The 25454-nt window shown below is 75.0% G+C and carries 20 protein-coding genes; 2 read left to right on the forward strand and 18 right to left on the reverse strand.

The window, feature by feature from the left end; all coding sequences use genetic code 11:
* Nucleotides 1–211: 211 nt before the first annotated feature.
* Entirely contained in the window at nt 212–1102 is an 891-nt protein-coding gene (locus tag ACI78U_RS08565; RefSeq protein WP_456874874.1) for a hypothetical protein, read from the reverse strand.
* Between the two features lie 224 nt (nt 1103–1326).
* On the opposite strand from ACI78U_RS08565, the gene ACI78U_RS08570 reads away from it, so the two are divergent.
* The gene (locus ACI78U_RS08570; protein ID WP_456874875.1) at nt 1327–3642 is read left to right on the forward strand and encodes a SpoIIE family protein phosphatase; all 2316 of its coding nucleotides are present in this window, start codon (nt 1327–1329) and stop codon (nt 3640–3642) included.
* A gap of 4 nt (nt 3643–3646) precedes the next feature.
* On the opposite strand, the gene ACI78U_RS08575 is transcribed toward ACI78U_RS08570, so the two are convergent.
* The 12 genes from ACI78U_RS08575 to ACI78U_RS08630 form a co-directional block, all read right to left on the reverse strand.
* Entirely contained in the window at nt 3647–4099 is a 453-nt protein-coding gene (locus ACI78U_RS08575) for a chemotaxis protein CheW (RefSeq protein ID WP_456874876.1), read from the reverse strand.
* A gap of 1 nt (nt 4100) precedes the next feature.
* Nucleotides 4101–6479: a chemotaxis protein CheA gene (locus ACI78U_RS08580; protein WP_456874877.1), complete on the reverse strand. Its 2379-nt coding sequence runs from the start codon at nt 6477–6479 to the stop codon at nt 4101–4103.
* 157 nt (nt 6480–6636) lie between these two features.
* The gene (locus ACI78U_RS08585; protein ID WP_456874878.1) at nt 6637–8238 is read right to left on the reverse strand and encodes a methyl-accepting chemotaxis protein; all 1602 of its coding nucleotides are present in this window, start codon (nt 8236–8238) and stop codon (nt 6637–6639) included.
* 375 nt (nt 8239–8613) lie between these two features.
* Nucleotides 8614–10236 (reverse strand): methyl-accepting chemotaxis protein, encoded by a 1623-nt coding sequence (locus ACI78U_RS08590; protein ID WP_456874879.1) that lies wholly within the window; start codon nt 10234–10236, stop codon nt 8614–8616.
* Nucleotides 10237–10323: 87 nt separating this feature from the next.
* Nucleotides 10324–11925, reverse strand: coding sequence for a methyl-accepting chemotaxis protein (locus ACI78U_RS08595; RefSeq protein ID WP_456874880.1), 1602 nt, complete (start codon nt 11923–11925; stop codon nt 10324–10326).
* 317 nt (nt 11926–12242) lie between these two features.
* Entirely contained in the window at nt 12243–12986 is a 744-nt protein-coding gene (otsB, locus tag ACI78U_RS08600; RefSeq protein WP_456874881.1) for a trehalose-phosphatase, read from the reverse strand.
* Nucleotides 12983–14374: an alpha,alpha-trehalose-phosphate synthase (UDP-forming) gene (locus ACI78U_RS08605; protein ID WP_456874882.1), complete on the reverse strand. Its 1392-nt coding sequence runs from the start codon at nt 14372–14374 to the stop codon at nt 12983–12985. The genes otsB and ACI78U_RS08605 overlap by 4 nt, the downstream gene beginning before the upstream one ends.
* A 71-nt stretch (nt 14375–14445) precedes the next feature.
* On the reverse strand, nt 14446–14796 hold the full coding sequence (locus ACI78U_RS08610; RefSeq protein ID WP_456874883.1) for a fluoride efflux transporter FluC: 351 nt from the start codon (nt 14794–14796) through the stop codon (nt 14446–14448).
* Nucleotides 14793–15167, reverse strand: a complete 375-nt coding sequence (gene crcB / locus ACI78U_RS08615; protein WP_456874884.1) for a fluoride efflux transporter CrcB — start codon at nt 15165–15167, stop codon at nt 14793–14795. Before crcB ends, ACI78U_RS08610 begins: the two co-directional genes overlap by 4 nt.
* Nucleotides 15168–15252: 85 nt before the next feature.
* A complete protein-coding gene (locus tag ACI78U_RS08620) occupies nt 15253–16296 on the reverse strand; it encodes a TerC family protein (protein ID WP_456874885.1) in 1044 nt (347 codons plus the stop codon).
* Between the two features lie 171 nt (nt 16297–16467).
* Nucleotides 16468–18228: an N-acetylglutaminylglutamine synthetase gene (gene ngg, locus ACI78U_RS08625; RefSeq protein ID WP_456874886.1), complete on the reverse strand. Its 1761-nt coding sequence runs from the start codon at nt 18226–18228 to the stop codon at nt 16468–16470.
* Nucleotides 18229–18240: 12 nt separating this feature from the next.
* The gene (locus ACI78U_RS08630) at nt 18241–20022 is read right to left on the reverse strand and encodes an N-acetylglutaminylglutamine amidotransferase (protein ID WP_456874887.1); all 1782 of its coding nucleotides are present in this window, start codon (nt 20020–20022) and stop codon (nt 18241–18243) included.
* Nucleotides 20023–20127: 105 nt separating this feature from the next.
* Between ACI78U_RS08630 and ACI78U_RS08635 the strand changes: the two genes are divergently transcribed.
* Nucleotides 20128–20799, forward strand: a complete 672-nt coding sequence (locus ACI78U_RS08635; RefSeq protein WP_456874888.1) for a hypothetical protein — start codon at nt 20128–20130, stop codon at nt 20797–20799.
* A gap of 29 nt (nt 20800–20828) precedes the next feature.
* Here the strand turns inward: ACI78U_RS08635 and ACI78U_RS08640 are convergent, their stop codons facing one another.
* The 5 genes from ACI78U_RS08640 to ACI78U_RS08660 all read right to left on the reverse strand — a co-directional run bounded on the left by ACI78U_RS08640 (nt 20829) and on the right by ACI78U_RS08660 (nt 25347).
* Nucleotides 20829–22328, reverse strand: coding sequence for a DUF222 domain-containing protein (locus ACI78U_RS08640; RefSeq protein ID WP_456874889.1), 1500 nt, complete (start codon nt 22326–22328; stop codon nt 20829–20831).
* 81 nt (nt 22329–22409) lie between these two features.
* Nucleotides 22410–23225 (reverse strand): DUF899 family protein, encoded by an 816-nt coding sequence (locus ACI78U_RS08645; protein WP_456874890.1) that lies wholly within the window; start codon nt 23223–23225, stop codon nt 22410–22412.
* A 115-nt stretch (nt 23226–23340) separates the two neighbouring features.
* Nucleotides 23341–24099, reverse strand: coding sequence for an iron ABC transporter ATP-binding protein (locus ACI78U_RS08650; protein ID WP_456874891.1), 759 nt, complete (start codon nt 24097–24099; stop codon nt 23341–23343).
* Complete coding sequence (locus ACI78U_RS08655; RefSeq protein ID WP_456874892.1) at nt 24096–25103, reverse strand: iron chelate uptake ABC transporter family permease subunit; 1008 nt, start codon at nt 25101–25103, stop codon at nt 24096–24098. Before ACI78U_RS08655 ends, ACI78U_RS08650 begins: the two co-directional genes overlap by 4 nt.
* Nucleotides 25093–25347 (reverse strand): iron chelate uptake ABC transporter family permease subunit, encoded by a 255-nt coding sequence (locus tag ACI78U_RS08660; RefSeq protein ID WP_456874893.1) that lies wholly within the window; start codon nt 25345–25347, stop codon nt 25093–25095. The genes ACI78U_RS08655 and ACI78U_RS08660 overlap by 11 nt, the downstream gene beginning before the upstream one ends.
* Between the last annotated feature and the right edge of the window lie 107 nt (nt 25348–25454).

The raw sequence follows: 25454 nt of genomic DNA on the forward strand, positions 1-25454 counted from the left end.
AACCGTTACGGCACCGGTCGGTGACCGCCGCGGGTGCGGGCACATGTCGACCCGCCGCACGGTGACCTGCCGGGGCCGGCGGCGCGCTCACCTGCGGTTCGGGGATCGGCGGCGGCTCGAGGTGCGGCTCGTCGTCGCTCGTCGCGGCGTGTCGTCGCGTGTCGGCGGCACCGACCCGACAGTCGACGGGCGGGAGCGGGCGAGCGGAGCCTCAGCGGCCCGTCACGCGGCGCCAGGGGGCGAGGAGGACGCCGAGCGCACCACCGTCGAGCAGGTCGCCCATGGCCAGCCCCTGGACGACGCCGGCGAGGGCGTTCCACGAGCCCGAGGCGCCGTCGCGGGCGTCGAAGCCGCCGGCGGCGAACGCGCGGACGGCGAGCAGCTGGGCGGTGGCCAGCGTGCGGGTGCGGCCGGAGACGTGCGCGGCCCAGGAGGCCTCGTGCATGGCGGTGGCCCACGGGCGCTGCTCGGCGCGGCCCTCGTCGACGGCGGTGCGCCAGCGGTCCCGGCCGCGGGCGTCGAGGCCGGAGACGGTCGCCAGCAGGGAGGCGAGCTCGGGCGTGGCGGGACCGAGGTCGGCGCCGGCGCCGCGGGTGGGGGCGTCCGGGACGGCGGTGGCGAAGGGCTGCACGAGCTCGCGGCGGACCAGCGGCGGCAGCACGCCGGCGGCCCACTCCCCCACCACGGCGTCGGCCAGGACCTCGGCGGCCTGCTCCCGGACGTCGTCGTCGGCCTGGAGGAAGGCGGCGTGCTCGGGCCCGAGGACGTCCTCGCGCAGCACCCGCTCCACGGCGGCGGCGGTGCCGATCGTGCCGCGCTCGAGCTGGGCGACGAGGACGGCGGTGCGGTCGCCGTCGCCGGGGGTCACCGAGCGCAGCTGCGGGACGGCGGCGGCCAGCTCGCGGGCCCGCCGGGCGCGCACGGCCAGCACCGCACGCTGCTCGCGGTCGGCGCCGCGGGTGCGGCTGGCGGCGGCCAGGGCGGGCAGCTCGGCCGGTCCGGCGGTCAGGCCGGTGAGGAGCACGTCGGCGGCGGCGCGGCCGCCGGGCAGGCGCACCAGGTCGAACCCCAGCGTCGCGGCACTGACCAGCGTGTACGGCACGTCTCCCCCTCCGCCGGCACCGCCCGGAGCAGGCGGCCCGTCCATGCTGGAGGTGATCACCCCGTGACGCCACGCGGCCGTCACCCGATCGCCGGAGGCGTGAGGGGCGACCGCCGCGTGGCGAGCGCCGCTGGGCGAGGGAACGATCACGGTCGGTGACTGACCGCCGGCGGACACCGCGGGCGCTACCAGGGGAGGGGCGTCGCCTCCATACTGGCGCGGCCATGCAGGCCGAGGTCCCCACCCCAGGAGCGCGAGGACCGCGCGGCCAGGCCGGGTCGGCGGCCCCCGGCGGCGCGGGCCTGGTCGAGGCCGCCGTGGGGATGCTGCTCGCCGGTGCCCCGGTCGGCTTCGCGGTGCTCGACACCGAGCTGCGCTACGTGCGGATCAACCAGACGCTGGCCGCGGCCAACGGCGTCCCGGTGGCCGACCACCTGGGCCGGTCGGTGGCCGAGGTGCTCCCCGACGTTGCCCCGGAGGCCGAGCCCCTGCTGCGCCGGGTACTGGCCACCGGCGAGCCGATCACCGGCCTGGAGCTGGAGAGCGGGCCCACCCCGGGCGAGCCCGGCCGCCGCCGCCACTGGCGGGTCAGCTACTACCCCGTGCGGGCGACGCCGGGGGCGGGGCCGCCGGAGGGCCTGGGCGTGGTCGTCACCGACGAGACCGCCCGCTACGAGGAGCAGCAGGAACGTCGGCGGCTGCTGGAGGCCGAGCGGACGGCGGCGGCGCGGGTGCGGCACGCGCTGCAGCAGCAGGTGCGGCTGCACCGGCTGACGTCGGCCCTGGCGCGGGCGACCACGGTGCGCGACGTGGCCGCCACGATGGTGGAGCTCGCGCCGGGGATCCTGGGCGCCACCGCCGCCACCCTCAACGAGTACGAGCCGGGCACCGGGCTCTCGGTCCTCGCGGTGACCGGCGTGCCGCCCGAGGTGGCCCGACCGGGCCAGGTGATCCCGGCTCCCCTCCCGCCACTGGTGCGCGACGTCCTCGAGGGGGACGGCCCGGTGCTGGTGGGCAGCACCACCGAGCGCGACCAGCGGTACCCCGACATGGCGGGCTCGGGCGTGCGGCAGCAGGCCTGGGCCAACCTGGCGCTGTGCAGCCACGGCCGGCCGGCCGGGATCGTGGCGTTCGGCTGGGACGGTCCCCGCGCCTTCACCGACGAGGACGTGGAGCTGCTCACCGCGCTGGCCGACCAGTGCGCCACCGCGATGGACCGCGCCCGCCTCTACCGGGCCGAGCAGGACGCCCGGCTCGGCGCCGAGCGGGCGCAGCAGCGGCTGGACCTGCTGGCCCGGGCCAGTGAGGTGCTCAGCCGCTCCCTCGACGAGTCGGCCGTGCTCGACGAGCTGGCCGCCCTGCTGGTTCCGGAGCACGCCGACTGGCTGGTGGTCCTGCTCGCCGGCCGGCCGGGGCAGCTGGTGCCCCGGTGCTCGGTGCACGCCGACCCGGCGATCCACGCGGCGGCGCAGGAGCTGCTGGCGGCGCGGCCGCTGCGCATCGACGGAGGCAGCGCGGCCGCGCGGGTCTTCCGCTCCCAGCGGCCCCTCGTGGTCGAGGACGCGCTCCCCTACCTGACCGAGGACGGCGGCCCGCCCGAGGTGGCCCGGTTCGCCCGGCTCCTCGGCCCCGGCCCCGGCCCGGGTCTGCTCACGCCGCTGGTGGTGCGTGGCCGGAGCACCGGCGTGCTGTCGCTGGTCGGCGCCTCCGCCGGCGGCTGGCCGCTCACCGACCAGCAGGAGCTCGTCGGCGACCTCGCCTCGCGCGTCGCGGTCGCGCTGGACAACGCCCACCTCTACGGCCGGCAGACCCGGATCGCCCGCCGCCTGCAGGACGGCCTGCTGCCCGCCCGGCTGCCCGAGGTCCCCGGTGTGGAGCTGGCCACCCGCTACGCCACGGCGGAGGAGGCGGTCGAGGTCGGCGGCGACTTCTACGACGTCGTCCCGCTCGACGGCGGCGGGTTCGTGCTCGCGATCGGTGACGTCTGCGGGCGGGGCATCGACGCCGCGAGCACCACCGGGCTGGCCCGGCACACCCTGGAGGCCGTCGCGCGGGACCTGCCCCCGGCGGCCGCGCTGGTGCGGCTCAACGACGCCCTGCGCGCGCAGACCTCCCCCAACCGGTTCCTCACCGCAGCCTGCGCCCGGGTCACCCCGCGCCCCGACGGCACCGCCGTGGTGCAGCTCGCCCGCGCCGGCCACGAGCCCCCGGTGCTGGTGCGGGCCGACGGCAGCGCCACGCTGCTGGCCCCGGCCGGGCAGCTCCTCGGCATCCTCCCCGAGGTGACCGTCGAGACCCAGGAGCTCGTCCTCGGGCCCGGCGACGCCCTGGTCATGTACACCGACGGCATCACCGAGACCCGGGGGCGCGAGGGCCTGTTCGGGGAGGAGCGCCTCGTCGCGGCCCTCGCCGGGCCGCCCGGCCGCTCACGCACCGCCGACGACCTCGCCGACCTCGTCCTGGCCGCCACCGAGCGGTTCCGCACCGGCCCGGCCGAGGACGACGCCGCCCTGCTCGTCGCCCGCCTGCGCCCGCGGTGACGGGCTAGGAGCCGACCGCCTTCTGGACGTCGAGGGCCAGCAGCAGCGAGCCGTCGAGCTTGTAGGCGCCGCGGATGAGCTCGCGGGCCTGGCCGTCGAGGGTGTCCGGCGGCGCCTCGAAGTCGGCCGCGTCCACGTCGACGACGTCGGCGATCGAGTCGACCAGCAGGCTCACCGCCTCGCCGTGCAGCCGCACGACGATGACGACGGCGTCGGTGCCGGCCGGCCGCGGCGGGCGCCCGAGCCGCTCGCGCAGCTCGATGGCGGTGACCACCTGGCCGCGCAGGTTGATCAGCCCGGCGACGGCCGGCGGGGCGAGCGGCACCCGGGTCAGCTTCTGGCTGCGCAGCACCTCCTGCACGTGCTCGACCTCGACGCCGTAGAGGTCGCCGTCGAGCCGGAAGGTGGCCAGCTGCCCGCTGGCGGCGCGGGTGGGGGTGTCGGTCGGGGTCGTCACGTCAGGCCTCCAGCAGAGCGGACGCGGGGGAGTGGTCGGGGGCCGGCAGCCCGGCGTAGAAGGCCGGGTCGGCGGCGAGGATCGCGGCGCGGACGTCGAGCAGCTCGGTCACCCGGTCGCCGAGGACGGCGGAGCCGAGCAGGCCCAGGTCGTCGATGTCGCTGCGCACCGCGGCGCCGCCGTCGACGATGTCGAGGATCTCCTCCACGACGATCGCCACGCTGCGGCCGTGGTCGCTGTAGACGATCACCTCGAGCACCTCGCGCTCGCCGGAGCCGTAGGCGCCCAGGTGCCGGTCGAGCCGGACGATCGGCAGGATCGCGCCGCGGTACTGCACGACCTCGCGGTTGCCCACCCGCTCGACGGCGTCGGCCCGCACCTGCTCCAGGCGGGTGACGGTGTCCAGCGGGATCGCCACCCGCCGGCCCTCGCCGATGGCGGCCAGCAGCATCCGCTGTCGCTCGGTCTCGGCGGCGGCGGTGCGCTCCGCGGCCTCGCGGGCCTCCTGCCGCTCGGTGGTCTCGGTGCGCAGCGCCCGGCGGGCCAGCGCCTGGACGTCGAGGATCAGCGCCACGGCGCCGTCACCGAGGACGGTCGCGCCGGAGTACAGGCCGATCGCCTTGAGCTGGCCGCCGACGGCCTTGACGACGATCTCCTCGGTGTTGATGACCCGGTCGACGACGAGGCCGAAGCGCCGGCCCTCCGAGCGGAGCACCGCGATGACGACGTGGCCGTCGTGCCGGTCGGAGGCCAGGCCCAGGACGTCGGTGAGCCGGACGAGGGGGAGCAGCTCGCCGCGCAGCCGGTAGACCGGCGCGCCGCCGACCTCCTCGACGGCGTTGGCGGCCTTCTCGGCGTCGAGGCTGACCAGCTCCTGCAGGCTGATCTGCGGGATGGCGTAGCGGTCGCCGGCGCACTCGACGGTGAGCGCGGGGACGATCGCGAGGGTCAGCGGGATGCGCAGCCGGCAGACGGTGCCGCGCCCGGGCTCGGACTCCACCTCGATGGTGCCGCCGATGGCCTCGATGTTGGTCTTGACGACGTCCATGCCCACGCCCCGGCCGGAGACGTTGGTGACCGCGGCGGCCGTCGAGAACCCGGGCAGGAAGATCAGCTGCAGCACGTCCTGCGGGCTCATGCGGGCCAGCTGCTCGCCGGTGACCAGGCCGCGCTCGAGCGCCTTGGCGCCGATCCGCGACGGGTCGATGCCGGCGCCGTCGTCGGCCACCTCGACCACGACCTGGCCGCTCTCGTGCCGGGCGCGCAGCGTGAGCACGCCCTCGCCGGGCTTGCCGGCGGCGCGGCGGCGGTCGGGGGACTCGATGCCGTGGTCGACGGAGTTGCGGACCAGGTGGGTCAGCGGGTCCTTGACCGCCTCGAGCAGCGTCTTGTCGAGCTCGGTGTCCTTGCCCTCCATCTCCAGCCGGACGGACTTGCCGCACTGGATGCCGAGGTCGCGGACGACGCGCGGCAGCTTGGACCAGATGTGGTCGATCGGCTGCATGCGCGTCTTCATGACGCCCTCCTGCAGCTCGCTGGCGATGAGGTTGAGCCGCTGCGAGGCGCGCACCAGGTCGGTGTCGGTGGAGCGGCCCACGTACTGGACGATCTGGTTGCGGGTGAGCACCAGCTCGCCGACCAGCAGCATCAGCGAGTCGAGCAGGTCGACGTCGACGCGGATCGTGCTGTCGGCCACGCCGCGGCGGGCCTGCTGGCCGCCGGGGCCCTCGGGCCGCGCGGCACCGGCCGGCGCGCCGGGCTCGGCCTGCTCGTCGGGGTGCTCGTCGAGGTGCTCCTCGTGTGCATCGTCGGGCAGCTCCTCCGGCACCACCTCGGCGACGGGCTCGACGACGACGGGCTCGGCGGGCTCGGCGACGGCCTCGGCGGCGGGCTCCGACGAGGCGGCGGGCTCGGCGGGCGCGAGGGAGGGGGCGGGCTCCGACGAGGTGGCGGGCTCGGCGGGCGCGAGGGAGGGGGCGGGGGCCGGGGCCGGCCGGTCCTCCATCGCCGCGCTGATCTCCGCGACGACGGCGGAGACGTCGACCCCGCCCTCGCCGCCGGTGGCCTCGATGGAGGCCAGCAGCGAGCGGACCGTGTCGACCATCCGCAGCAGCACGCTGGTGCGCTCGGGGGTCAGCGCGAGGACGCCGTCGCGGAGCCGGGAGAGCATGTTCTCCCCGACGTGGGTGACCTCCTCGAGCCGGCCGAAGGCGAGGAAGCCGCTGGTGCCCTTGATCGTGTGGATGGTGCGGAAGATGCTCGAGAGCCGCTCCCGGGAGTCGGGCTCCTGCTCGAGGGCGACCAGGTCCGTGTCGAGCTGGTCGAGGTTCTCGTGGCTCTCGACGAGGAACTCCTCGACGATGTCGTCCAGACCGTCCACCGCTGCCTTCTCTCTCAGTGCGAGGGGACCGAGGGGTCCCCGATGGGTCATCGGCGGTGGGGTGGCGGACTCAAGGTGAGTCCGCCACCCCCCGCGGGGGCAGCCCCCCTGCAGGGCCCGACGCGAGCCTGCGAGCGGCGGGGGCAGGGGGGTCCTCCTAGTAGGTGAAGCGGGCGACGCCGGTGCGCAGGTCGGCCGCCATCCGGGACAGCTCCTCGACCGCGGTGCGGGTCTGGGTCAGCGCCTGGGTGGTGGAGTCGGCGGCGCTGGAGACCCCGGCGATGTTGTCGGCGATCTGACCCGAGCCCTGGGCGGCCTCGGCCACCGAGCGGCTCATCTCCGCGGTGGTGGCGGTCTGCTCCTCCACCGCCGAGGCGATGGTGGTCTGCCGGTCGGAGATCTGGGCGACGATGTGGGAGATCTCGCCGATGGCCCCGACGGCGGCGCCGGTGTCCTTCTGGATGGCCTCGACGCGGCGGGCGATGTCCTCGGTCGCCTTCGCCGTCTCCTGCGCCAGCTCCTTGACCTCGTTGGCGACCACCGCGAAGCCCTTGCCCGCCTCGCCGGCCCGCGCCGCCTCGATGGTGGCGTTGAGGGCGAGCAGGTTGGTCTGCTCGGCGATGCTCGTGATCACCTTCACCACGTTGCCGATCTCCGCGGAGGACTCCCCGAGCTTGGTCACCGTGGCGGTGGTGGTCTCCGCGGCGGTGACCGCGCGGGCCGCGACGGCGGAGGCCTCGGCGGCGTTGGAGGCGATCTCCCGGATGGAGGCGCCCATCTGCTCGGCCCCGGCGGCGACGGTCTGCACCGACCGCGACACCTCCTCGGCGGCACCCGAGACGACACCCGACTGCGCGGAGGTCTCCTCGGCCGACGCCGAGATCTGCGCCGAGCTCGCGCTGAGCTCCTCCGAGGAGGCGGCGACGGCGTCGGCGGAGGCCGCCACCGAGGACAGCACCGAGCGCAGGTTCTCCTGGGCGGCACCCAGCGCGGCGGCCATCCGGCCCAGCTCGTCGCGGCCACGGACCTCGGGCGTGACGGTCAGGTCGCCCTGCGCCAGCGCCTCGACCGAGCGCTGCACGGAGCGGACGGTGCCCACCAGGCGCCGGACGACGAGGACGGTCAGCCCGCCGGCGACGACGATGCCGGCGACCAGGGACAGCCACAGCGTGGTGGTGGCCGAGGAGACGGTGGCCACCGCGTCGTCGGTGTCGGCCTGGCCGGCGGCGACCCGGCGGTCCTGCATGGCGGCGTACTGGTCCATGAGGGAGTCGGAGCGGTCCTGCAGCGGACCGGTGATCACGGCGGCGGCGGTGGCCAGGTCGCCCGCGTCGGCGGCCGGCACCAGCTGCCCGTCCGCGACCGCGTAGTAGTCCTCGACGACGGCGCGGAACTCGTCGAAGGCGGCCCGGTTGACCGTCACCTCGGCGTAGGCGTCGAGCTGCCCGTCGATGGTCTCCCGGCGCTCGGCCAGGTCGGCCCGCAGTGCGGCCCGGGTCTGCTCGTCGGCGATCGGGTAGGTGTTGTAGCGCGAGCGGTCGCCCTGCCAGGACCGCTGGATGTCCGCGAGGTCGGCCAGCGTGACCACGTTGCCGTTGATCCGGGTGGCGGCCGCCTCGACCGCGGCCAGCCGGCTCACGGCGAGGACGGTCATGGCGACGGCGACGACCGCGAGGACGGCGACGGCCGCGCCGATCTTGACGGCGACCGGTCGGTCGGCGAACCAGCCGCCGGAGCGGCCGGCGCGGGAGGTGCTCATGGGGTGTGCTCCTGGATGTCGGGGGTGGGCCGGTCGGGGTGACGGGCGGGGATCGGCCGCGGGCCGGGCGATCCGTCGGCACGGACTGTGACGGACGGGAATGGGGGCCGTCCCCGTCCGGAAATGGCGTGTCGGTAACGATCCGGGTACGACCGGAATTGGTCGGCGGAACCGTGTCAGGACGCCATTCCGCACCATTTGTCGACACGGCGCCGAGCAGCGGCGGGCCAGCGTGGTTGCCCTGTCGACATGGGCACACACGCCGCTCGGGGGATGTTCTGGGCCATTTCTCGCCACGTGCCAAGGGAAGGTGGAGGCCATTCGGGAATGGCTCCGCCCGACCGCCGGACAGCGGCGGGGCGGAGCCATTCCGGGTCAGTGGGTGAAGCGGGCGATGCCGGTGCGCAGGTCGGCCGCCATCCGGGACAGTTCGTCGACGGCGGTGCGGGTCTGGGTCAGTGCCTGCGTGGTGGAGTCCGCCGCCGAGGAGACGCCGGAGATGTTGTCGGCGATCTGACCCGAGCCCTGGGCGGCCTCGGCCACCGAGCGGCTCATCTCCGCCGTGGTCGCCGTCTGCTCCTCCACGGCGCTCGCGATCGTGGTCTGCCGGTCGGAGATCTGCGCGACGATCTGGGAGATCTCGCCGATCGCCCCCACGGCGGCGCCCGTGTCGGCCTGGATCGCCTGCACCCGCCGCGCGATGTCCTCGGTCGCCTTGGCGGTCTCCTGGGCTAGCTCCTTGACCTCGTTGGCCACGACGGCGAAGCCCTTGCCGGCCTCGCCGGCCCGGGCGGCCTCGATGGTGGCGTTGAGCGCGAGCAGGTTGGTCTGCTCGGCGATGCTCGTGATCACCTTGACGACGTTGCCGATCTCCGCCGAGGACTCGCCCAGCCGCGCCACCGTCGCGGTGGTCGCCTCCGCCGCGGTGACGGCCCGCGCGGCCACCGCCGACGCCTCCGCGGCGTTGGTCGCGATCTCCCGGATGCTGGCGCCCATCTGCTCGGCCCCGGCGGCGACGGTCTGCACCGACCGCGACACCTCCTCGGCGGCGCCGGCCACCACGCCGGACTGTGCCGAGGTCTCCCCCGCCGAGGCCGAGATCTGCGCCGCCGACGCCGACAGCTCCTCGGAACTGGCCGCGACCGCGTCCGCCGAGGCCGCGACCGAGGCCATCACGGTGCGCAGGCCGTCCTGGGCCGCGTCGAGCGCCTCGGCCACCCGGCCGACCTCGTCGCGCTGCCGGATCCCGGTGCCCTCCGTCAGGTCCCCCGCGGCCAGCCGGACGGCCAGGGCCTGCACCCGGCGCAGGGGGCGGACGACCGAGCGCCCGACCAGCACCGCGCACAGGCCGGCGAGGACCACGGCGAGCACGCCGACGGCGCTCAGCAGCACCGTCGCGCTCCGCTGCGCGTCCGCCTGCTCGGCACGCAGCCGGTCGGCCCGCTCGGTGGCCGAGGCCTGGATCCGGTCGGCGAGGTCGAGGACCATGCCGTAGCCCTCACCGGCCTCGCCGCCGTTGATGCTCTCCAGTGCCGCCCGGGCGTCCTCCGGCGTGCCCGTGGACAGCCACTCGACCACCCGGTCGTCCCAGGCGAAGTAGTTGTCCCAGGCCGGCCGCAGCTCGGCAAAGGCCGCGGCCTCGTCGGCGTCCATCGCCGCGGTGTCGACCTCGTCCAGCCAGGCGTAGACGGCGTCCTTGCTGTCCAGCAGGCCGGCCCGGTTGTAGGAGTCCGGCGCCAGGGCGACCTCCGGGCCGAAGGTGACGGCGTCGGCGACGACCAGGCCCTGCCAGCCGGTCACGTCGGCGATCTGGAAGCGGGCGGTCTCGGCGTCGGCGAGGACGGCGTCGGCACGGCTCAGCTCCTCGGCGAGGTCGCGCTGCTGGGCCACGGCCGACAGCCCGGTCGCGGCGGAGACCACGACGAGGAGGCCGACCGCGCCGAAGGCGAGGGCGAGGCGGAGACCGACCCGCAGGTCGGAGAGCCAGGACAGGGACACGGTCGTGCCTTTCGGTGGTGAGGTGCGGGACCGGCCGCCCTGCAGGGCCCCTCCGCCTGCGAGGCGTGGGGGCAGGGTGGCCCTGGATCAGTGGGTGAAGCGGCCGACCGTGGCGCGCAGGCCGGCGGCCATGCGGGCGAGCTCGTCGACGGCGATGCGGGTCTGGGTCAGCGCCTGGGTGGTGGAGTCGGCGGCGCTGGAGACCCCGGCGATGTTGTCGGCGATCTGACCCGAGCCCTGGGCGGCCTCGGCCACCGACCGCGACATCTCGCTGGTCGTGGCGGTCTGCTCCTCCACCGCGCTGGCGATCGTGGTCTGCCGGTCGGAGATCTGCGCGACGATCGAGCTGATCTCCCCGATGGCGGTCACCGCGGCGGTGGTGTCGCCCTGGATGGCCTGCACGCGGCGGGCGATGTCCTCGGTCGCCTTCGCCGTCTCCTGCGCCAGCTCCTTGACCTCGTTGGCGACCACCGCGAAGCCCTTGCCCGCCTCGCCGGCCCGCGCCGCCTCGATGGTGGCGTTGAGCGCGAGCAGGTTGGTCTGCTCGGCGATGCTCGTGATCACCTTCACGACGTTGCCGATCTCCGCGGAGCTCTCCCCCAGCCGCGCCACGGTGGCGGTGGTGGTCTCGGCGGCGGTGACCGCGCGGGCGGCGACGGCGGAGGCCTCGGCGGCGTTGGAGGCGATCTCGCGGATCGAGGCGCCCATCTGCTCGGCACCCGCCGCGACCGTCTGCACGTTCCGGGAGACCTCGTCGGCCGCGCCGGCCACCACGCCGGACTGCGCGGAGGTCTCCTCGGCCGACGCCGAGATCTGCGCCGAGCTCGCGCTGAGCTCCTCCGACGACGCGGCGACGGCGTCCGCGGAGGTGACGACGGTCTCCATGACCTCGCGCAGGCCGGTCTGGGCCCGGTGCAGCGCGTCGGCCATCCGGCCCACCTCGTCGCGGGAGTGCACCCCGCTCTCCCGGGTGAGGTCGCCCTGGGCCAGCGCCTCGAGGGAGGCCTGCACGGCGCGGACCGGGCGCACCACCGAGCGGGCGGTCAGCCAGCTCAGGCCGACCAGGAGCAGCAGCCCGAGCCCCGCCACCACCATCGCGACGGTCTCGGACCGTGTGGTGACGTCCTCGAGCTCGGTCGTGGCGGTGTCCACCTCGCGCATGAGCGTGTCCTTGGCCGTGCCGATGGCCGCGTCGGTGAGGTCGTTGGCGGCCTGGATGTCCTCCCACCGCGCCCGGGCCCCGGCCTGGTCGGCGACGGCGCTCTCGACGAAGGCCGTGATCGCGGCGGTGTACTCGCCGTAGGTGTCCATCAGCTCCTCGACCGCCGCGGCGCTGTCGCCGGTGAGCTCGACGCCGGAGAGCTCGTCGAGCAGCGCCTCGGGGGTGGCCACGTCGTCGGCCAGCTCGGGCAGCTGCGCGGCGGGGTCCTCGCGCACGAGGGCCTTGAAGCCGTCGACCTTGAGCTCGCTCGCGCGGGTGTCGAGCTGGAGGACGAGCTCCTCGGCGTGGTTGAGGTCGGTGAGGCGGTGCTCGGCGTCGAGGACGGCGGAGTTGCCGATCATCGTCGTCCCCAGCAGACCCCCCACGGCCAGGGCGCCCACGGCGACGAGGGTGCCGAACTTGACGGTGAGGGAGCGATCGGCGAACCAGCCGGCCGGGCCGGCGTGCGGGCGGGACGCGGCGTTCACGGTGGGGCCTCCTGGGTGCGTGTGCCCGCTGGGACGGATGTGGCGGGCGTGCAGGAGGAATGGTGGAGCCGCAGCGGCGCCGCGCCCGGACGCGCGGGAGGTCCGCGGGCGGATCGTTGTGCAGGAGGTGGTGACCGCCCGCAGCGCCGTCGTCAGGTCGACCGGCCGGCCCCGGCGACCCGCCGGCCGCGGCGGACGGCGGGCGCGTCCGCGCAGGTGGCGGGGGAGGAGCCGTCGACGTGTCGACGGCCGGGGGAGCGGTCCCCGTCCGGCCGGCCGCCGGTCACCCGGGGGCGGGGGCGACGCGCCCCGGCCGGTCAGCCGAGCAGGTCGCCGAGCAGCCCGAGGACGGCGACCACGGCGGCGGGGTCGGTCACCCGGTGACCGGCGAGGGTCGGGCCCTCGCCGACCTTGACGCCGACGTCGGCCGGCCCGAGCCGGCGGAACACGTCCTCGTCGGTGACGTCGTCGCCGAGGTAGACGACGGCGGCGGCGTCGAGGTCGGTCCGCAGCCGGGTCACCGCGGTGCCCTTGTCGGCGTCGGTGACCGCGAGCTCGAGCACGTCCTTGCCCGGCTTCTTCGTCAGTGACGGATCCGCCGCCGCGTCGGCCTCCGCCAGCAGCGCGGCGGCCGCGGCGCGGTCGGCGACCTGCCGCACGTGCACGGCGACGCTGGCCGGCTTGACCTCCAGCCACGCGCCCGGGACGGCGGCCACCAGCGGCGTCATCCGCTCGGCCAGGGCGTCGCGGCGGTCGGCGAGCTCACCGGTCAGCGGCCCGCCGTACTCGGCGCCGTGGCTGCCGACGAACCGGTAGGGGCCGGCGAGGCCGCTGACCCGCACCAGGTCGTCGACGCCGCGCCCGCTGACCAGCGCGACGGTGACGCCGTCGGCCGCGGCGACCCGGGCCAGCGCCTCGGCGACGCCGGGGGAGGGGACCGCGGCCGAGGGGTCGTCGACCAGCGGCGCCAGGACGCCGTCGTAGTCGGTGGCGACCAGCAGCGGGCGGCGGGCGGCCGCCCCGGCCAGCGCCGTCGCCAGCGCGTCCGGGACGGGGCTCACGCCTGGGCCTGCAGCGCGTCGAAGAACGACGACGCCCAGTGGTCGAGGTCGTGCTTGGCCAGGTGCCGTCGCATGGCCCGCATCCGGCGGGCGGCCTCGGCGGGCTCGACGCGCAGCGCGCGCAGCAGCTGGTTCTTCACCCCGGCGATGTCGTGCGGGTTGACCAGGAACGCCTGCCGGAACTCGGCCGCGGCGCCGGCGAACTCGGACAGGACCAGCGTGCCGCCGAGGTCGCTGCGGGCGGCGACGTACTCCTTGGCGACCAGGTTCATGCCGTCGCGGTAGGGCGTCACGAGCATGACGTCGGCGGCGCGGTAGAGGGCGGCGAGCTCCTCGCGCGGCATCGACTGGTTGAAGTAGTGCACCGCCGGCCCGCCGATCGTGCCGAACACCCCGTTGATGTGCCCGACCTGCTGCTCGATCGTCTCGCGCATGTGCACGTAGTGCTCGACCCGCTCCCGGCTGGGCGTGGCCACCTGCACCATGACCGTGCCGGGCGCCTCGACGGCGCCGTCCTCGAGCAGTTCCTGGAAGGCGTTGAGCCGGACGCTGATGCCCTTGGTGTAGTCGAGCCGGTCGACCCCCAGGATCATCTTCTGCGGGTCGCCGAGCTCGGTGCGGATCTCCTCGGCCCGCTTCAGGACCTCGGGGGAGTTGGCCAGCCGGTCGAAGGCGGCGACGTCGATGGAGATCGGGAAGGCCCGGGCGGTCACCACCCGGCCGTCGTACTCGATCGTCGCGCCACGGGTGGGCAGCTCCTGCAGCCGGCGGGCCAGCTGGACGAAGTTGGCCGCCGCGCTGGGCAGCTGGAACCCGACCAGGTCGGCGCCGAGCAGCCCCTCGACGATCGCCGAGCGCCAGGGCAGCTGGGTGAACAGCTCGTAGGGCGGGAACGGGATGTGCAGGAAGAAGCCGATCGTGAGGTCGGGGCGGCGCTGGCGCAGCAGCGCCGGGACCAGCTGCAGCTGGTAGTCGTGCACCCAGACGATCGCGCCCTCGGCGGCGACCTCGGCGGCCCGGTCGGCGAACCGCCGGTTGACCCGCACGTAGGTGTCCCACCAGGTGCGGTGGTACTCGGGCTTCTCGACCACGTCGTGGTACAGCGGCCACAGCGACGCGTTGGACATGCCCTCGTAGTAGCGGTCGACCTCCTCCTCGGAGAGCTCGACCGGGACCAGCGAGATGCCGCCGGACTCGAAGGGCTCGGGCGCCTCGCCGGCCGAGCCGGACCAGCCGACCCAGGCGCCGCCGCGCCCGGCCACGAACGGCTCCAGGGCGGTGACCAGGCCGCCGGGGCTGCGCTGCCAGCGCGTCGTCCCGTCGGGGTCGGTGACCTGGTCGACCGGCAGCCGGTTGGCCACGACGACGACCGGACTGTCCGCCTGCACGTCTCCCGCGTCTGCCCCGGCCATACGCCCCGACCCTAACGACCGGCCGTCGCCGTGGCACCCCCGGGCGCTCAGCCCGCCAGCATCCAGCCGGCCGCGGCGGCGGTCAGGCCGAGGACCAGGGTGGCGGCCAGGTACCCGAGCGCGCGGCCCAGGGCGCGCTCCTCGACCAGCCGGACGACGTCGGCGCCGAGGGTGGAGAACGTGGTGAGGGTGCCGCAGAAGCCGGTGCCGACCAGCGCGAGCACCCAGGCCGGCACGCCGCCGAGCCCGAGCAGCACGCCGAGCACGGCCGCACCGGCGACGTTGACCGCCAGCGTGCCCAGCGCGGGGTCGCGGCCGGATCGGGCGGCGAGCCGGGTCGCCAGCAGCCGCAGGGGAGCGCCGGCCAGCGCACCGGCGGCGACGAGCAGCGGCGTCACGGGCCGCTCCGCCGCACCGCGAGCACACCGGCGGCCACCGCCAGCACGCCGCCGAGCACCGAGGCCGGCACGTAGGCCACGGCAGCGAGGACGTGGCCGGCGTCGGCGAGACCGACGACCTCGACGGCGAACGCGGAGTAGGTCGTGTACCCGCCGAGCAGGCCGACGGCGAGGAACGGGCGGGCCCACGCAGGCTCAGGGGAGCGGCGGGCCAGCGCGCCGACGAGGACGCCGATCAGCAGGCAGCCGGTGAGGTTGACCAGCAGGGTCGCCCAGGGCCAGCCGCCGTCCCGGGTGGGGAGGGCCTCCGCGACGCCCCAGCGGGCCAGCGCACCGAGGGCGCCGCCGATCGCGGCGAGGAGGTACCCCACCCGTGCACCCCCCGCAGGCATAGGAAGCTCTCCCCACGTCTCGGGGCTGGGGACGTGGGGAGAGCTTCCTATGCCCGACCCCTGGTCAGGGAGTGCGGGTCGGCTCCGGGGTGTCGCGCCGGCTGCCCCGCCGCCACAGCGGCTCGACCTCGGCCAGCTCCTCCTCGGTGGCGAGCCGGAACGGGGGAGCGGCCGGCGCCTCGACGGCGCGGCGGCCCTGGCCGCGGGTGGCGCGCAGGCTGGCCCACACCGCGACGCCGAGGATGGTGGCGATCACCGCGAGGCTGACGGTGGTGGGGATGTAGTAGAGGTCGATCTTGAGCAGCATCTTGACCCCCACCCAGATGAGCACCAGCGCCAGGCCGACCTTGAGGTAGACGAAGCGGTGGATCAGGTCGGCGAGCAGGAAGTACATCGCCCGCAGGCCCAGGATGGCGAAGGCGTTGGCGGTGAAGACGAGGAACGGCTCGTCGGTGACCGCGAAGATCGCCGGGATCGAGTCGACGGCGAAGACGACGTCGGTGACCTCGACGAGGACCAGCACGGCCAGCAGGGGAGTGGCCAGCAGGACGCCGCCCCGCCGGACGAAGAACCGCTGGCCGTGGTAGGCGTCGGTCATCGGCACGAAGCGGCGGAACAGCTGCAGGGTCCGCGACCGCGAGGGGTCGATGTGCTCGTTGCGCTGGCGGAGCATGCGCCAGCCGGTGACGAGCAGGAACGCGGCGAACAGGTAGAGCACCCACTCGAAGCTCTCGATGAGCGCCGCGCCGCCGGCGATGAACGCCCCGCGCAGCACCAGGGCGCCGAGCACGCCGTAGAACAGCACGCGGTGCTGGTACTCCCGGGGCACCGCGAAGAAGGTGAAGATGATCGCCCACACGAACACGTTGTCGACGGCGAGCGACTTCTCGATCAGGTAGCCGGCGTAGTACTGCTGGCCGAACTCGGCGCCGTAGGCCCACCACACCCAGGCGCCGAACCCGACGCCGATGGCCACCCACACCGCCGACCACAGCGCGGCCTCCCGCACGCCGATGACGTGGGCCCGGCGGTGGGCGAACAGGTCGACGGCCAGCATGCCGACGATGACGCCGAGCACGGCCAGCCAGAGCCAGAAGGGGACGTCCACGAACAGCCTCCAGTCGGTGGTGCACCAACCGGAGGTCTCTCCCGGCCCACGCGGGGCCCGCTCCGCCGGACCCCTCCCGTGGGGCCGTACTGACGACGGCAGCGCTGCGGGGATACTCCCCTCCCGCCGACAAGTGAAGCAGATTTCACCTGTTGCCGCCACTGGGCAGCGTCAGCGGCGCGAGCGGGTCTCCGGGAAGAGCAGGTCCACGAACCGCGCGGCGGTCGGTTGCGGCTCGTGGTTGGCCAGCCCCGGGCGCTCGTTCGCCTCCACGAACACCGCCTCGGGCCCCTCGACGTCGGGCACGAGGAAGTCGATGCCGGTGACCGGGATGCCGATCGCCCGGCTCGCCCGCACCGCCGCCTCGGCGACGTCCGGGTGCAGCCGGTCGGTGACGTCCTCGATGGTCCCGCCGGTGTGCAGGTTCGCCGTCCGCCGCACCTGCAGCCGCTCGCCGTCGGGCAGGACGTCGTCCATCGCGTGGCCGGCGGCGCGGACGACGTCGGCGGTGGTGTCGTCCAGCGGGATCCGCGACTCCCCGCCGGTCACGCGTTCCCGCCGCCGGCTGGCCGCCCGCACCAGGTCGGTGACCGTGCGGCGGCCGTCGCCGACCACCTCGGCCGGCCGGCGCACCGCGGCGGCGACCACCTCGTGGTCGATGACCACCACCCGCAGGTCCTCGCCCGGGACGAGCTCCTCGACGAGCACGTCGGGGCAGATCTGCCGGGCAGCGGCCACGGCCCGGACCAGCTCCTCCTCGGTCGTGACGCCGACGGTGATGCCCTTGCCCTGCTCGCCGCGGGCCGGCTTGACCACCAGCTCCCCGCACGCGGCGAGGAGTTCGCGGGCGGGGCCGAGGCCGTCCTCGGGGACCGAGACGCCGCGGGGCACCCGGACGCCGGCGTCGGCCACGATGCGGCGGGTCACCCGCTTGTCGTCGCAGCGGCTCATGGCGACGGCGGTGGTGAACTCCGACAGCGACTCGCGGGTGAGCACCCGGCGCCCGCCGAGGGACAACCGCAGCTCGCCGGACTCCGCGTCGGTGACCTCGACCCGGATGCCGCGGCGCAGCGCCTCGTCGGCGACGATCCGCGCGTAGGGGTTGAGCTGGTCGAGGCCGGGCGGCCGGGCGGCGAACAGCGGGGTGTTGATCGGGTTCTTGCGCTTGACGCAGAGGGCGGGCACGCGGACGAAGCCGAGCTTGCGGTAGAGCGCGATCGCCGCGGCGTTGTCGTGGATGACCGAGAGGTCGACGTAGGAGCGGCCGCGGCCGACGTAGCGCTCGGCCAGCACCCGCACCAGTGCCTCGCCGGTGCCCGCGGGGGCGTTCTGCCCGTCGACGGCCAGGCACCACAGGCTGGTGCCGCTCTCCGGGTCGTCGAAGGCCAGCACGTGGTCGACGCCGGTCACCGTGCCGACGATCCGGCGGGTCCGGGTGTCCTCGGCGACGAGGTAGGTGAAGCAGCGGGTGCGGTGGTTGGCCCACATGGTCTCGGGGTCGCCGGTGACCATGCCGTTGCGGGCGTAGATCTCGTTGATCGCCTGCATCTCCTCCAGCGCCGTCACCGTGCGCACGAAGACGCCGCGGATGAGCTCGGGCCGCGGCCGGTAGCGGTAGAGGTCCAGGCGGTAGGTGTAGCTGGGGTCGATGAACAGCTCGTCGGGCGCCAGGCCCACCAGGACGTGCGGGTCACGGGCGTAGATGCAGATGTCGCGCCGGCCGGTCTCCTCGGCACGCAGCGCGGTGAGGATGTTGTGCATCTCGGGGAAGGTCTGGCCGAAGACCAGGCGCCCCCACGCCAGGTCGAGCACCACGTCGGTGCCCATGCCCTCGAGCTGGTGCGGCGCGGGCCGGGTCCAGTTGCGTCCGGTGAGGTCGGGTGTGCCGGCCACCGGCGTGCGACGACGGTGACCGGCGAGCCGGGGTGACACGGTCGGCCCTCCTCAGACCCCGTGGTTCTGCAGCCACAGTTCGACCAGCCCCAGCTGCCAGAGCTTGTTGCCGCGCAGGGGCGTGAGCTCGCCGTTGGGGTCGTCGAGCAGCCGGGCGACGTACTCGGGGCGGAACAGCGCCCGCTCCCGCGCCGCATCGCTGGAGAGCGCGTCGCGCACCAGGCCGAGGACCTTGCCCTCGAGGTGGGTGATCGCCGGCACCGGGAAGTAGCCCTTGGGCCGGTCGATGACCTCCGGCGGGATGATCCGGCGCCCGAGGGCCTTGAGCACGCCCTTGCCGCCGTCGGCGAGCTTGAGCTCCGGCGGGCAGGCGGCGGCCAGCTCCACCAGGTCGTGGTCGAGGAAGGGCACCCGGGCCTCCAGGCCCCAGGCCATGGACATGTTGTCCACCCGCTTGACCGGGTCGTCGACGAGCATGACCTCGCTGTCGAGGCGCAGCGCGGCGTCGACGGCGGTCTGCGCGCCGGCCCGGGACATGTGGTCGCGGACGAAGTCCAGGCTCGGGTCGCCGTCGAGGGCGTACCGCTCGCCGACCAGCGCCCGCATGTCGTCGGCGCCGCGGTCGAAGAAGGCCGCGGCGTAGCGCTCGACGGCCTCCTCGCGGCCGACGTCGGCCAGCGGCGGGTACCAGTGGTAGCCGGCGAACACCTCGTCGGCGCCCTGCCCGGACTGCACCACGCGGATCGACTGGCTGACCCGCTCCGAGAGCAGGTCGAAGGCGACGACGTCGTGGCTGACCATCGGCTCGGCCATGGCGCCGATGGCGTGGCCGAGCGCGGCGGCCAGCTCGTCGGAGGACACCCGGATGCGGTGGTGGTCGGTGGCGAACCGCTCGGCGATGACGTCGGAGTAGCGGAACTCGTCGCCCGCGTGGCCGCCGACGGCCTCGAAGCCGATCGAGTAGGTGGCCAGGCCGGTCTGCCCCTCCTGGGCGAGGAGGCCGACGATCAGGCTGGAGTCCAGGCCGCCCGACAGCAGCACCCCCACCGGGATGTCGGCCACGAGGCGACGGCGGACGGCGACCCGCAGCGCCTCCTCGATCGCGTCCTCCCAGTCGCGGGCCGACCAGCCGGAGTGCTCGGGGCGGCGCTCGTAGCTGGGCTCCCAGTAGCGGTGCTCGCGGCTGGTGCCGTCGGCCTCGATGACGCGGACGGTGGCCGGCGGCAGCTTGCGCACGCCGTTGAGCAGCGTGCCCGGCGCGGGGACGACGGCGTGCCAGGTCAGGTAGTGGTGCAGCGCGACGGGGTCGATGGAGGTGTCGACGTCGCCGGCGCGCAGGAGGGCCGGCAGAGAGGAGGCGAACCGCAGCCGCCCCGGCGTCTCGGCGAGGTAGAGCGGCTTGATCCCCAGCCGGTCGCGGGCCATGACCACGCGGCCGGTGTCGCGCTCGTGGATGACCACCACGAACATGCCGTGCAGGTGGTCGACGAAGTCGACGCCCCAGTGGTGGTAGCCCTTGAGCAGGACCTCGGTGTCGCTGGTGGAGAAGAACCGGTAGCCGTGGCCCTCGAGCTCGGCGCGCAGTTCCTTGTAGTCGTAGATGCAGCCGTTGAAGACCGCCTCGAGACCGAGCTCGCTGTCGATCATCGGCTGGGAGCCGCTGGCCGACAGGTCGATGACCGACAGCCGGCGGTGGCCGAACGCCACCCGGCCGGCGCTCCACTGGCCCTGGCCGTCGGGACCGCGGGGGACCAGCGCCTCGACCATCCGCGCCACCGCGGTGGTGTCGGCCAGGGAGCCGTCGAACCTGATCTCGCCGGAGAGGCCGCACATGGCATCGATCCAACCCCACGGACCTGGCAGCCGCGACGCCGCTACGTGATCGTCACACCGACGTCACACGGCTCGGTTCCACGTGGAACCGGGCAGGGTGGGGGCGTGCACGCCGATCCGGAGGGGGAGTCGCCTTGGGCGCTGCAACTGGTGGCCCGCGTCGAGCGGCGGGACCCGCCGACCCGGACGGCCGTGTGCGCGGCCGCGGCGGTCGCGGTGGTCCGGCTGCTGGCCGACGACCGGGCACGGCCCGGCGGCGAGTGGTCCCCGCCGGTCCGCCGGTGGACCGACGGGGCGATCCGCAAGCACTGTCGGCGGGCGCGCGGGGTGGCCTGGGAGCGGGTGGCCGCGCTGCCGGGTGTCACGGCACAGGTGGGCGGGGCGGAGGTCCGCGCGCTGGTGCCGGCGGCCCTCGACGCGCTGCCTCCCGAGGTCGCGCGGCTGCAGTTGACCGGCAGCGAACTCGACGACCCGGACGCGTGTGCGGCGGCCGACCCGGTGCCGGGCGGGCCGGTCGTGGTGTCGGTCTGCCCGGAGCCCTTCCTGCCGCTGGGCAAGGCCGCCGCGGCCTGCGGCCACGCCGCGCAGCTGACCGTGATGCGGATGCCGCCCGCACGCCTGGCCACCTGGGCGGACGCCGTTTTCCCCGTGGTCGTGGAGCACCCCGACGCCGCCCGGTGGGCCCGGTTGGTCACCTCCGCGCCGGTACAGGTCAGGGACGCCGGGTTCACCGTGGTCGCCCCCGGGACCCGGACCGCGCTGGCCCGCTGGGCGTAGGCCCGACCCGATGACGGGCTGACCCTCGGTCAGAACGGCGGCGGGTCCTCGGCGGGGTCGGCGGATGGCGGTGGTGATCCGGGGTCGTCCGGTGGTGGCTGGCGTGCGGCCGGGGGTGGTCGCACGCCCGGTGGGCGGGTGGTGCGGGTGATGCCGGAGGGTGTGGTGACGGTGAGGGTGCCGTCGTCGCTCATGGTGAAGCGCCAGCCGCGGGCGAAGGTCTTGAGCCGGTGGTGGCTCCGGCACGGGCAGCACAGGTTGGCGCAGTCGGTGACCCCGCCGCAGGCGTGGGGGAGGACGTGGTCGGCGTCGGCCCAGCCGACCCGCTGCCCGCAGGTGGGGAACCGGCAGGTGCGGTCGCGGGTGCGCACGAACGCCTGCTGCGCCGCCGACGGGGTGTAGCGGTCGACCGGGTCGGGCCGGTCGAGGACCGGGCACCCGCAGTCCTGGCCCCGGTGGCGGTCGCAGCCTGTGCGTGCCAGCCGGCGCAGCCGGTCCAGCGTGCCGGTGGCCCGCAGCGTGCCGTCGGCGTCGGTCAGCGCCACCGTCACCGACCCGCCCTCGGGCGCCCGCACGCCGAGCGCGTCCAGCTCGCGCAACAGCTCGCGCAGGTGGGTGGCGGTGATGGGTAGCCCGTTGACCTCCCCGGCCTCCTCGCGGTGGCCGGCGAGGGCGGCGAGGCCGGCGATGATGGTCAGCTGCGCGGTCACCGCCGGGCCGGTCTGCCAGGGCCGCTGGATCAGGTCGGCGAACACCGCGCAGCGCAGCTCGCCGATCGGCCGGGGGTCGCCGTCGGCCTTGAGCATCCGGGCGAGTGAGTCGACCAGCGCGTGGCAGGCCGTGGCGACCTCGGCGGGCAGGTCGGCGGCCAGCGTGGCCATGCCCTCCAGCGGGGAGGGGTCGACCCGCACGTCGGCGCGCCGCTTCGCCTGCTGCTTGCGCCGGCCGACGGCGTCGGCGTCCAGGTCCAGCAGCAGGGCGAGGGCCCGCTGCTCGAGCCGGCCCACCGTCCACTGCCCGGCCGCGGGCAGCAGCGCCGCCTCGATGCGGCGGGCGATCCCCGCCGGGGCGTGCTCCAGCACGTCCACCAGCGCCTTGGCGCGGGTCTCGTCGAGGGTGCCGGTGGCCAGCGCGGCCCAGGTGGCGGGCAGGCGCTCCCGGTACACCCACGCCCGGTGCGCGAGGTGGTTGGCGGTGCCGCGGCCGCAGTTGAGCACCACCGCCAGTTCGGCGGTGAAGAACTCCGACACCCCCGGCAGCTCGGTGTCCGGCGCCCACGAACCCGTGCGCGCACCCGGCGTGCCCGGCGGCGGATCGTCGTCATCGGGCGAGTCGTCGGCCAGCCCGAGCACCAGCTCCGCCTCGTACGCGGCGGTCATGGCCTCCAACCGCGCGACCCGTTGCAGCTCGGCGGCCTTCTGCTCCCGCGACAACAGGGACACCGGGAGCCGGCGGAACGGCGCGGGCGTCCCGATCACCGCGGCGAGCAGCGCCTGCTCGACCGGCGACCGGTGCTCCGCGACCTCCACGACAGCGAACCTACGGCGGGGGTACGACAGAACCCGCAGGTCAGCGGGGCACAGGACCGACCCCAGTCCTACGATGGAGCCTCAGTGGTGGTGGACGTGCCGGCCGAGGGACTCCGCGGGGGTCACGCCCGGGCGGGTCCACTGCGGCACGGGGCGGCTGGTCGGACCCCAGGAGGCGTTCCCCTCGGAGTCCGAGCGCCAGTACCAGCAGATCGGCGCGCCGTGCCCGCCGACCGGCGAGCCGACCGCAGGCGGCTCGGGCCAGCCCTCGGGGACGTCCTCCCACCCCTCCCGGCGGCCGTAGGGCGTCATGTCGAGCAGGCCGAGGGTCCCGTCGGCCGGCTCGTTGCCCCGGCCGGTGGTGGAGTAGGTGAGGAAGACGCGGTCGCCGTCGCGCAGGTAGCAGACGATGTGCCCCTCCTCCGTGGCGATCCGCTCCTCCACGCCCCGGACCGAGTACCAGGGCTGGGTGTAGCCCATGAACTCGACGAAGGGGGCCACCTCGTCCCACACGCCCGAGGTCAGGACGGCGAACGAGACGCCGCGGGCGTCGAGGTACACGGCGTCCCGCATGTGCCAGAGGTTGAAGGTGCAGCCCTCGCACTGGCCCTGGTGAGGCGTGCCGTCGTACCACATCGAGTGGTAGACCACGAGCTCGTCGCGGCCCTGGAACAGGTCCCGGAAGGGGACCGGGCCGTGGGGTCCGACGACCTCGGCGGTCCCGTCGAGCTCCACCATCGGCAGCCGGCGGCGGGCGGCGGCGATGGCGTCGCCCTCGCGGGTGTGGGCCTTCTCGCGGACCAGCAGCTCGTCCCGGGCGGCCTGCCAGGTGGCCCGGTCGACGACGGGCGGGCGGCCGGTCAGGGCGGTGGTCGGGTCGTCCGGCGTGGTCGTCATGGCGCTCTCCGCGGGGATCTCGTGCCGGGCGGCATCGTCCGACGTCCTGCGAGGGTCACCAGGAGGGACTCGCGACCCGGCCGGAACTCATCGCGTCCGGCCGTCGTCGGGCGGCTCAGCCGTAGTAGAGGGCGACCGGCCGGCCGTCGATCTCGCGGACGTCGACGGCCGTGTCGTAGACGGCCGCCAGCACCTCGGGACGCACGACGTCGCGCGCGGGCGCGTCCGCGACGACGGCGCCGTCGCGCATCGCGACGATCCGGTCGGCGTGGGCGGCGGCGGAGTTGACGTCGTGCAGCACGGTGACGACGCGCTTGCCGAGCTCGTCGGCCATGGTCCGGACCAGCCGCATCGTCTCGGCCATGTGTCGCAGGTCGAGGTTGTTCAGCGGCTCGTCGAGCAGCACGTAGCGGGTGTCCTGGGCGAGGACCATCGCGATGAAGGCCCGCTGCCGCTGACCGCCGGAGAGCTCGTCGAGGAACCGGTCCCGGTAGGCGTCGAGCTCCAGGTAGGCGATCGCCCGCTCGATCTGCTCGCGGTCGGCTCCGGTGAGCCGGCCCCGGGAGTGCGGGAAGCGCCCGAACCCCACGAGGTCGGAGACGGTCAGCCGCGCGGTGACGTGGTTGTCCTGCCGCAGCACGGCCAGCCGCCGGGCGAGCTCGTGCGACGGCGTCGTCGCGACGTCCATCCCGTCCACGGTGACCCGGCCGGCGTCGGGCCGGACCAGGCGGCCGACGAGGCCGAACAGCGTCGACTTGCCCGCGCCGTTGGGGCCGATCAGCGCCGTCACCCCCTCCTCGCCGAGGGCGATCGTGACGTCGTCGACCACCGTCTGGCCGCCGTAGCGCTTGGTGACGCCCTCGAGCGCGATCACCGCGCCCCCTTCCGCAGGACGAGGTACAGGAAGACCAGGCCGCCGGCGAAGTCGATGACCGTGGACAGCGTGCCGCCGAAGCCGAGCGCCCGTTCCAGCACGAGCTGACCGCCCAGCAGGCAGACCACGCCGAGCAACACCGCGGTGGGCACCGTCCACACGTGCCGGAACGAGCCCGCCCACCAGTAGGCGAGGTTGGCGACGACGAGGCCGAAGAACAGGATCGGCCCGACGAGCGCGGTCGACGCCGCGACCATCACCGAGACGGCCGTGACCAGCGTCATCACCACGCGCCGGTGGTCGACGCCCAGGCCGACGGCGGCCGGCTCGCCGAGGGTGAGCACGTCGAGGGTGCGCAGCAGCGGCACGACCAGCGCGCAGCCGAGGACGACCAGGCCCGCGGTGAGCGCCAGCAGCGTCTCGTCGGGGCGGGTGAGGGAGGCGAAGAACGCGTCGGAGAGCACCTGGAAGTCCAGCGGGTCGAGCATCCGCTGCATCCACTCGCTGAGCGCGCGGAAGAACGTGCCGAGCACGATGCCGACCAGCAGCACGAGGTGGATCGACCGCCGCCGGCCACCGAACAGCCAGGTGAACAGGACGACGCTGGACGCGACCATGACCGCGACCTGGACGGCCCACAGGACCCCCGGGTCGGCCGCCAGGAACGCCGCCGACCCGGCGGTGAAGACGACGACGGTCGACACCAGCACGTGGAACGCGTCGAACCCCATGATCGACGGGGTGAGCACGCGGTTCTGGGTGATCGTGTGGAAGACGACGGTCGACACCCCGACCGCCGTCGCGACGACCAGCGCCGCGGCCACGGTCAGGCCGCGCTTCTCCAGCGCGTAGGACAGCGAGCCCGGGACGTCGGTGAACAGGTGGACGGCGGTCAGGACGACGACGGCGGCACCGAGCACGGCCAGGCGCACCGCGGGCCCGGTCCGGCGCGCGCGGACCGCCATGCCGGGGCGGACCGTCGTCGGAGCGGGGTCAGTGAGCACGGCTCCCCCTCCGCAGCAGCAGCCAGAGGAACAGCGCCGCGCCGACGATGCCGACGACGACCGACAGCGGGATCTCGTAGGGGAAGCGCAGGACGCGGGCGAGGACGTCGCAGGCGACGACGAGCAGGGCGCCCAGCGCGGCGACCCACGGGATCGCGCGGCGCACGTTGTCGCCGATGAGCAGGCTGACGACGTTCGGGACGACGAGGCCGAGGAACGGGACCAGGCCCGCGGTGACGAGCACCGGGGGGGGGTGTCCCCCCCCCAACACCCACCCCACCCCCCCCACCCCGCCGCGGGTGTTGGCCCCGTTTTGGGCGCCCGCCCACCCCACGGCGCGCTCCCCTAAAA

The organism is Geodermatophilus sp. SYSU D00710 (assembly GCF_054050195.1).

Bases quoted from the DNA above. Each gene is read 5' to 3' on its own strand.
- ACI78U_RS08585 (WP_456874878.1), bottom strand. From the start codon at position 8,238: ATGAGCACCTCCCGCGCCGGCCGCTCCGGCGGCTGGTTCGCCGACCGA.
- ACI78U_RS08570 (WP_456874875.1), top strand. From the start codon at position 1,327: ATGCAGGCCGAGGTCCCCACCCCAGGAGCGCGAGGACCGCGCGGCCAG.
- ACI78U_RS08645 (WP_456874890.1), bottom strand. From the start codon at position 23,225: ATGACGACCACGCCGGACGACCCGACCACCGCCCTGACCGGCCGCCCG.
- ACI78U_RS08630 (WP_456874887.1), bottom strand. From the start codon at position 20,022: ATGTGCGGCCTCTCCGGCGAGATCAGGTTCGACGGCTCCCTGGCCGAC.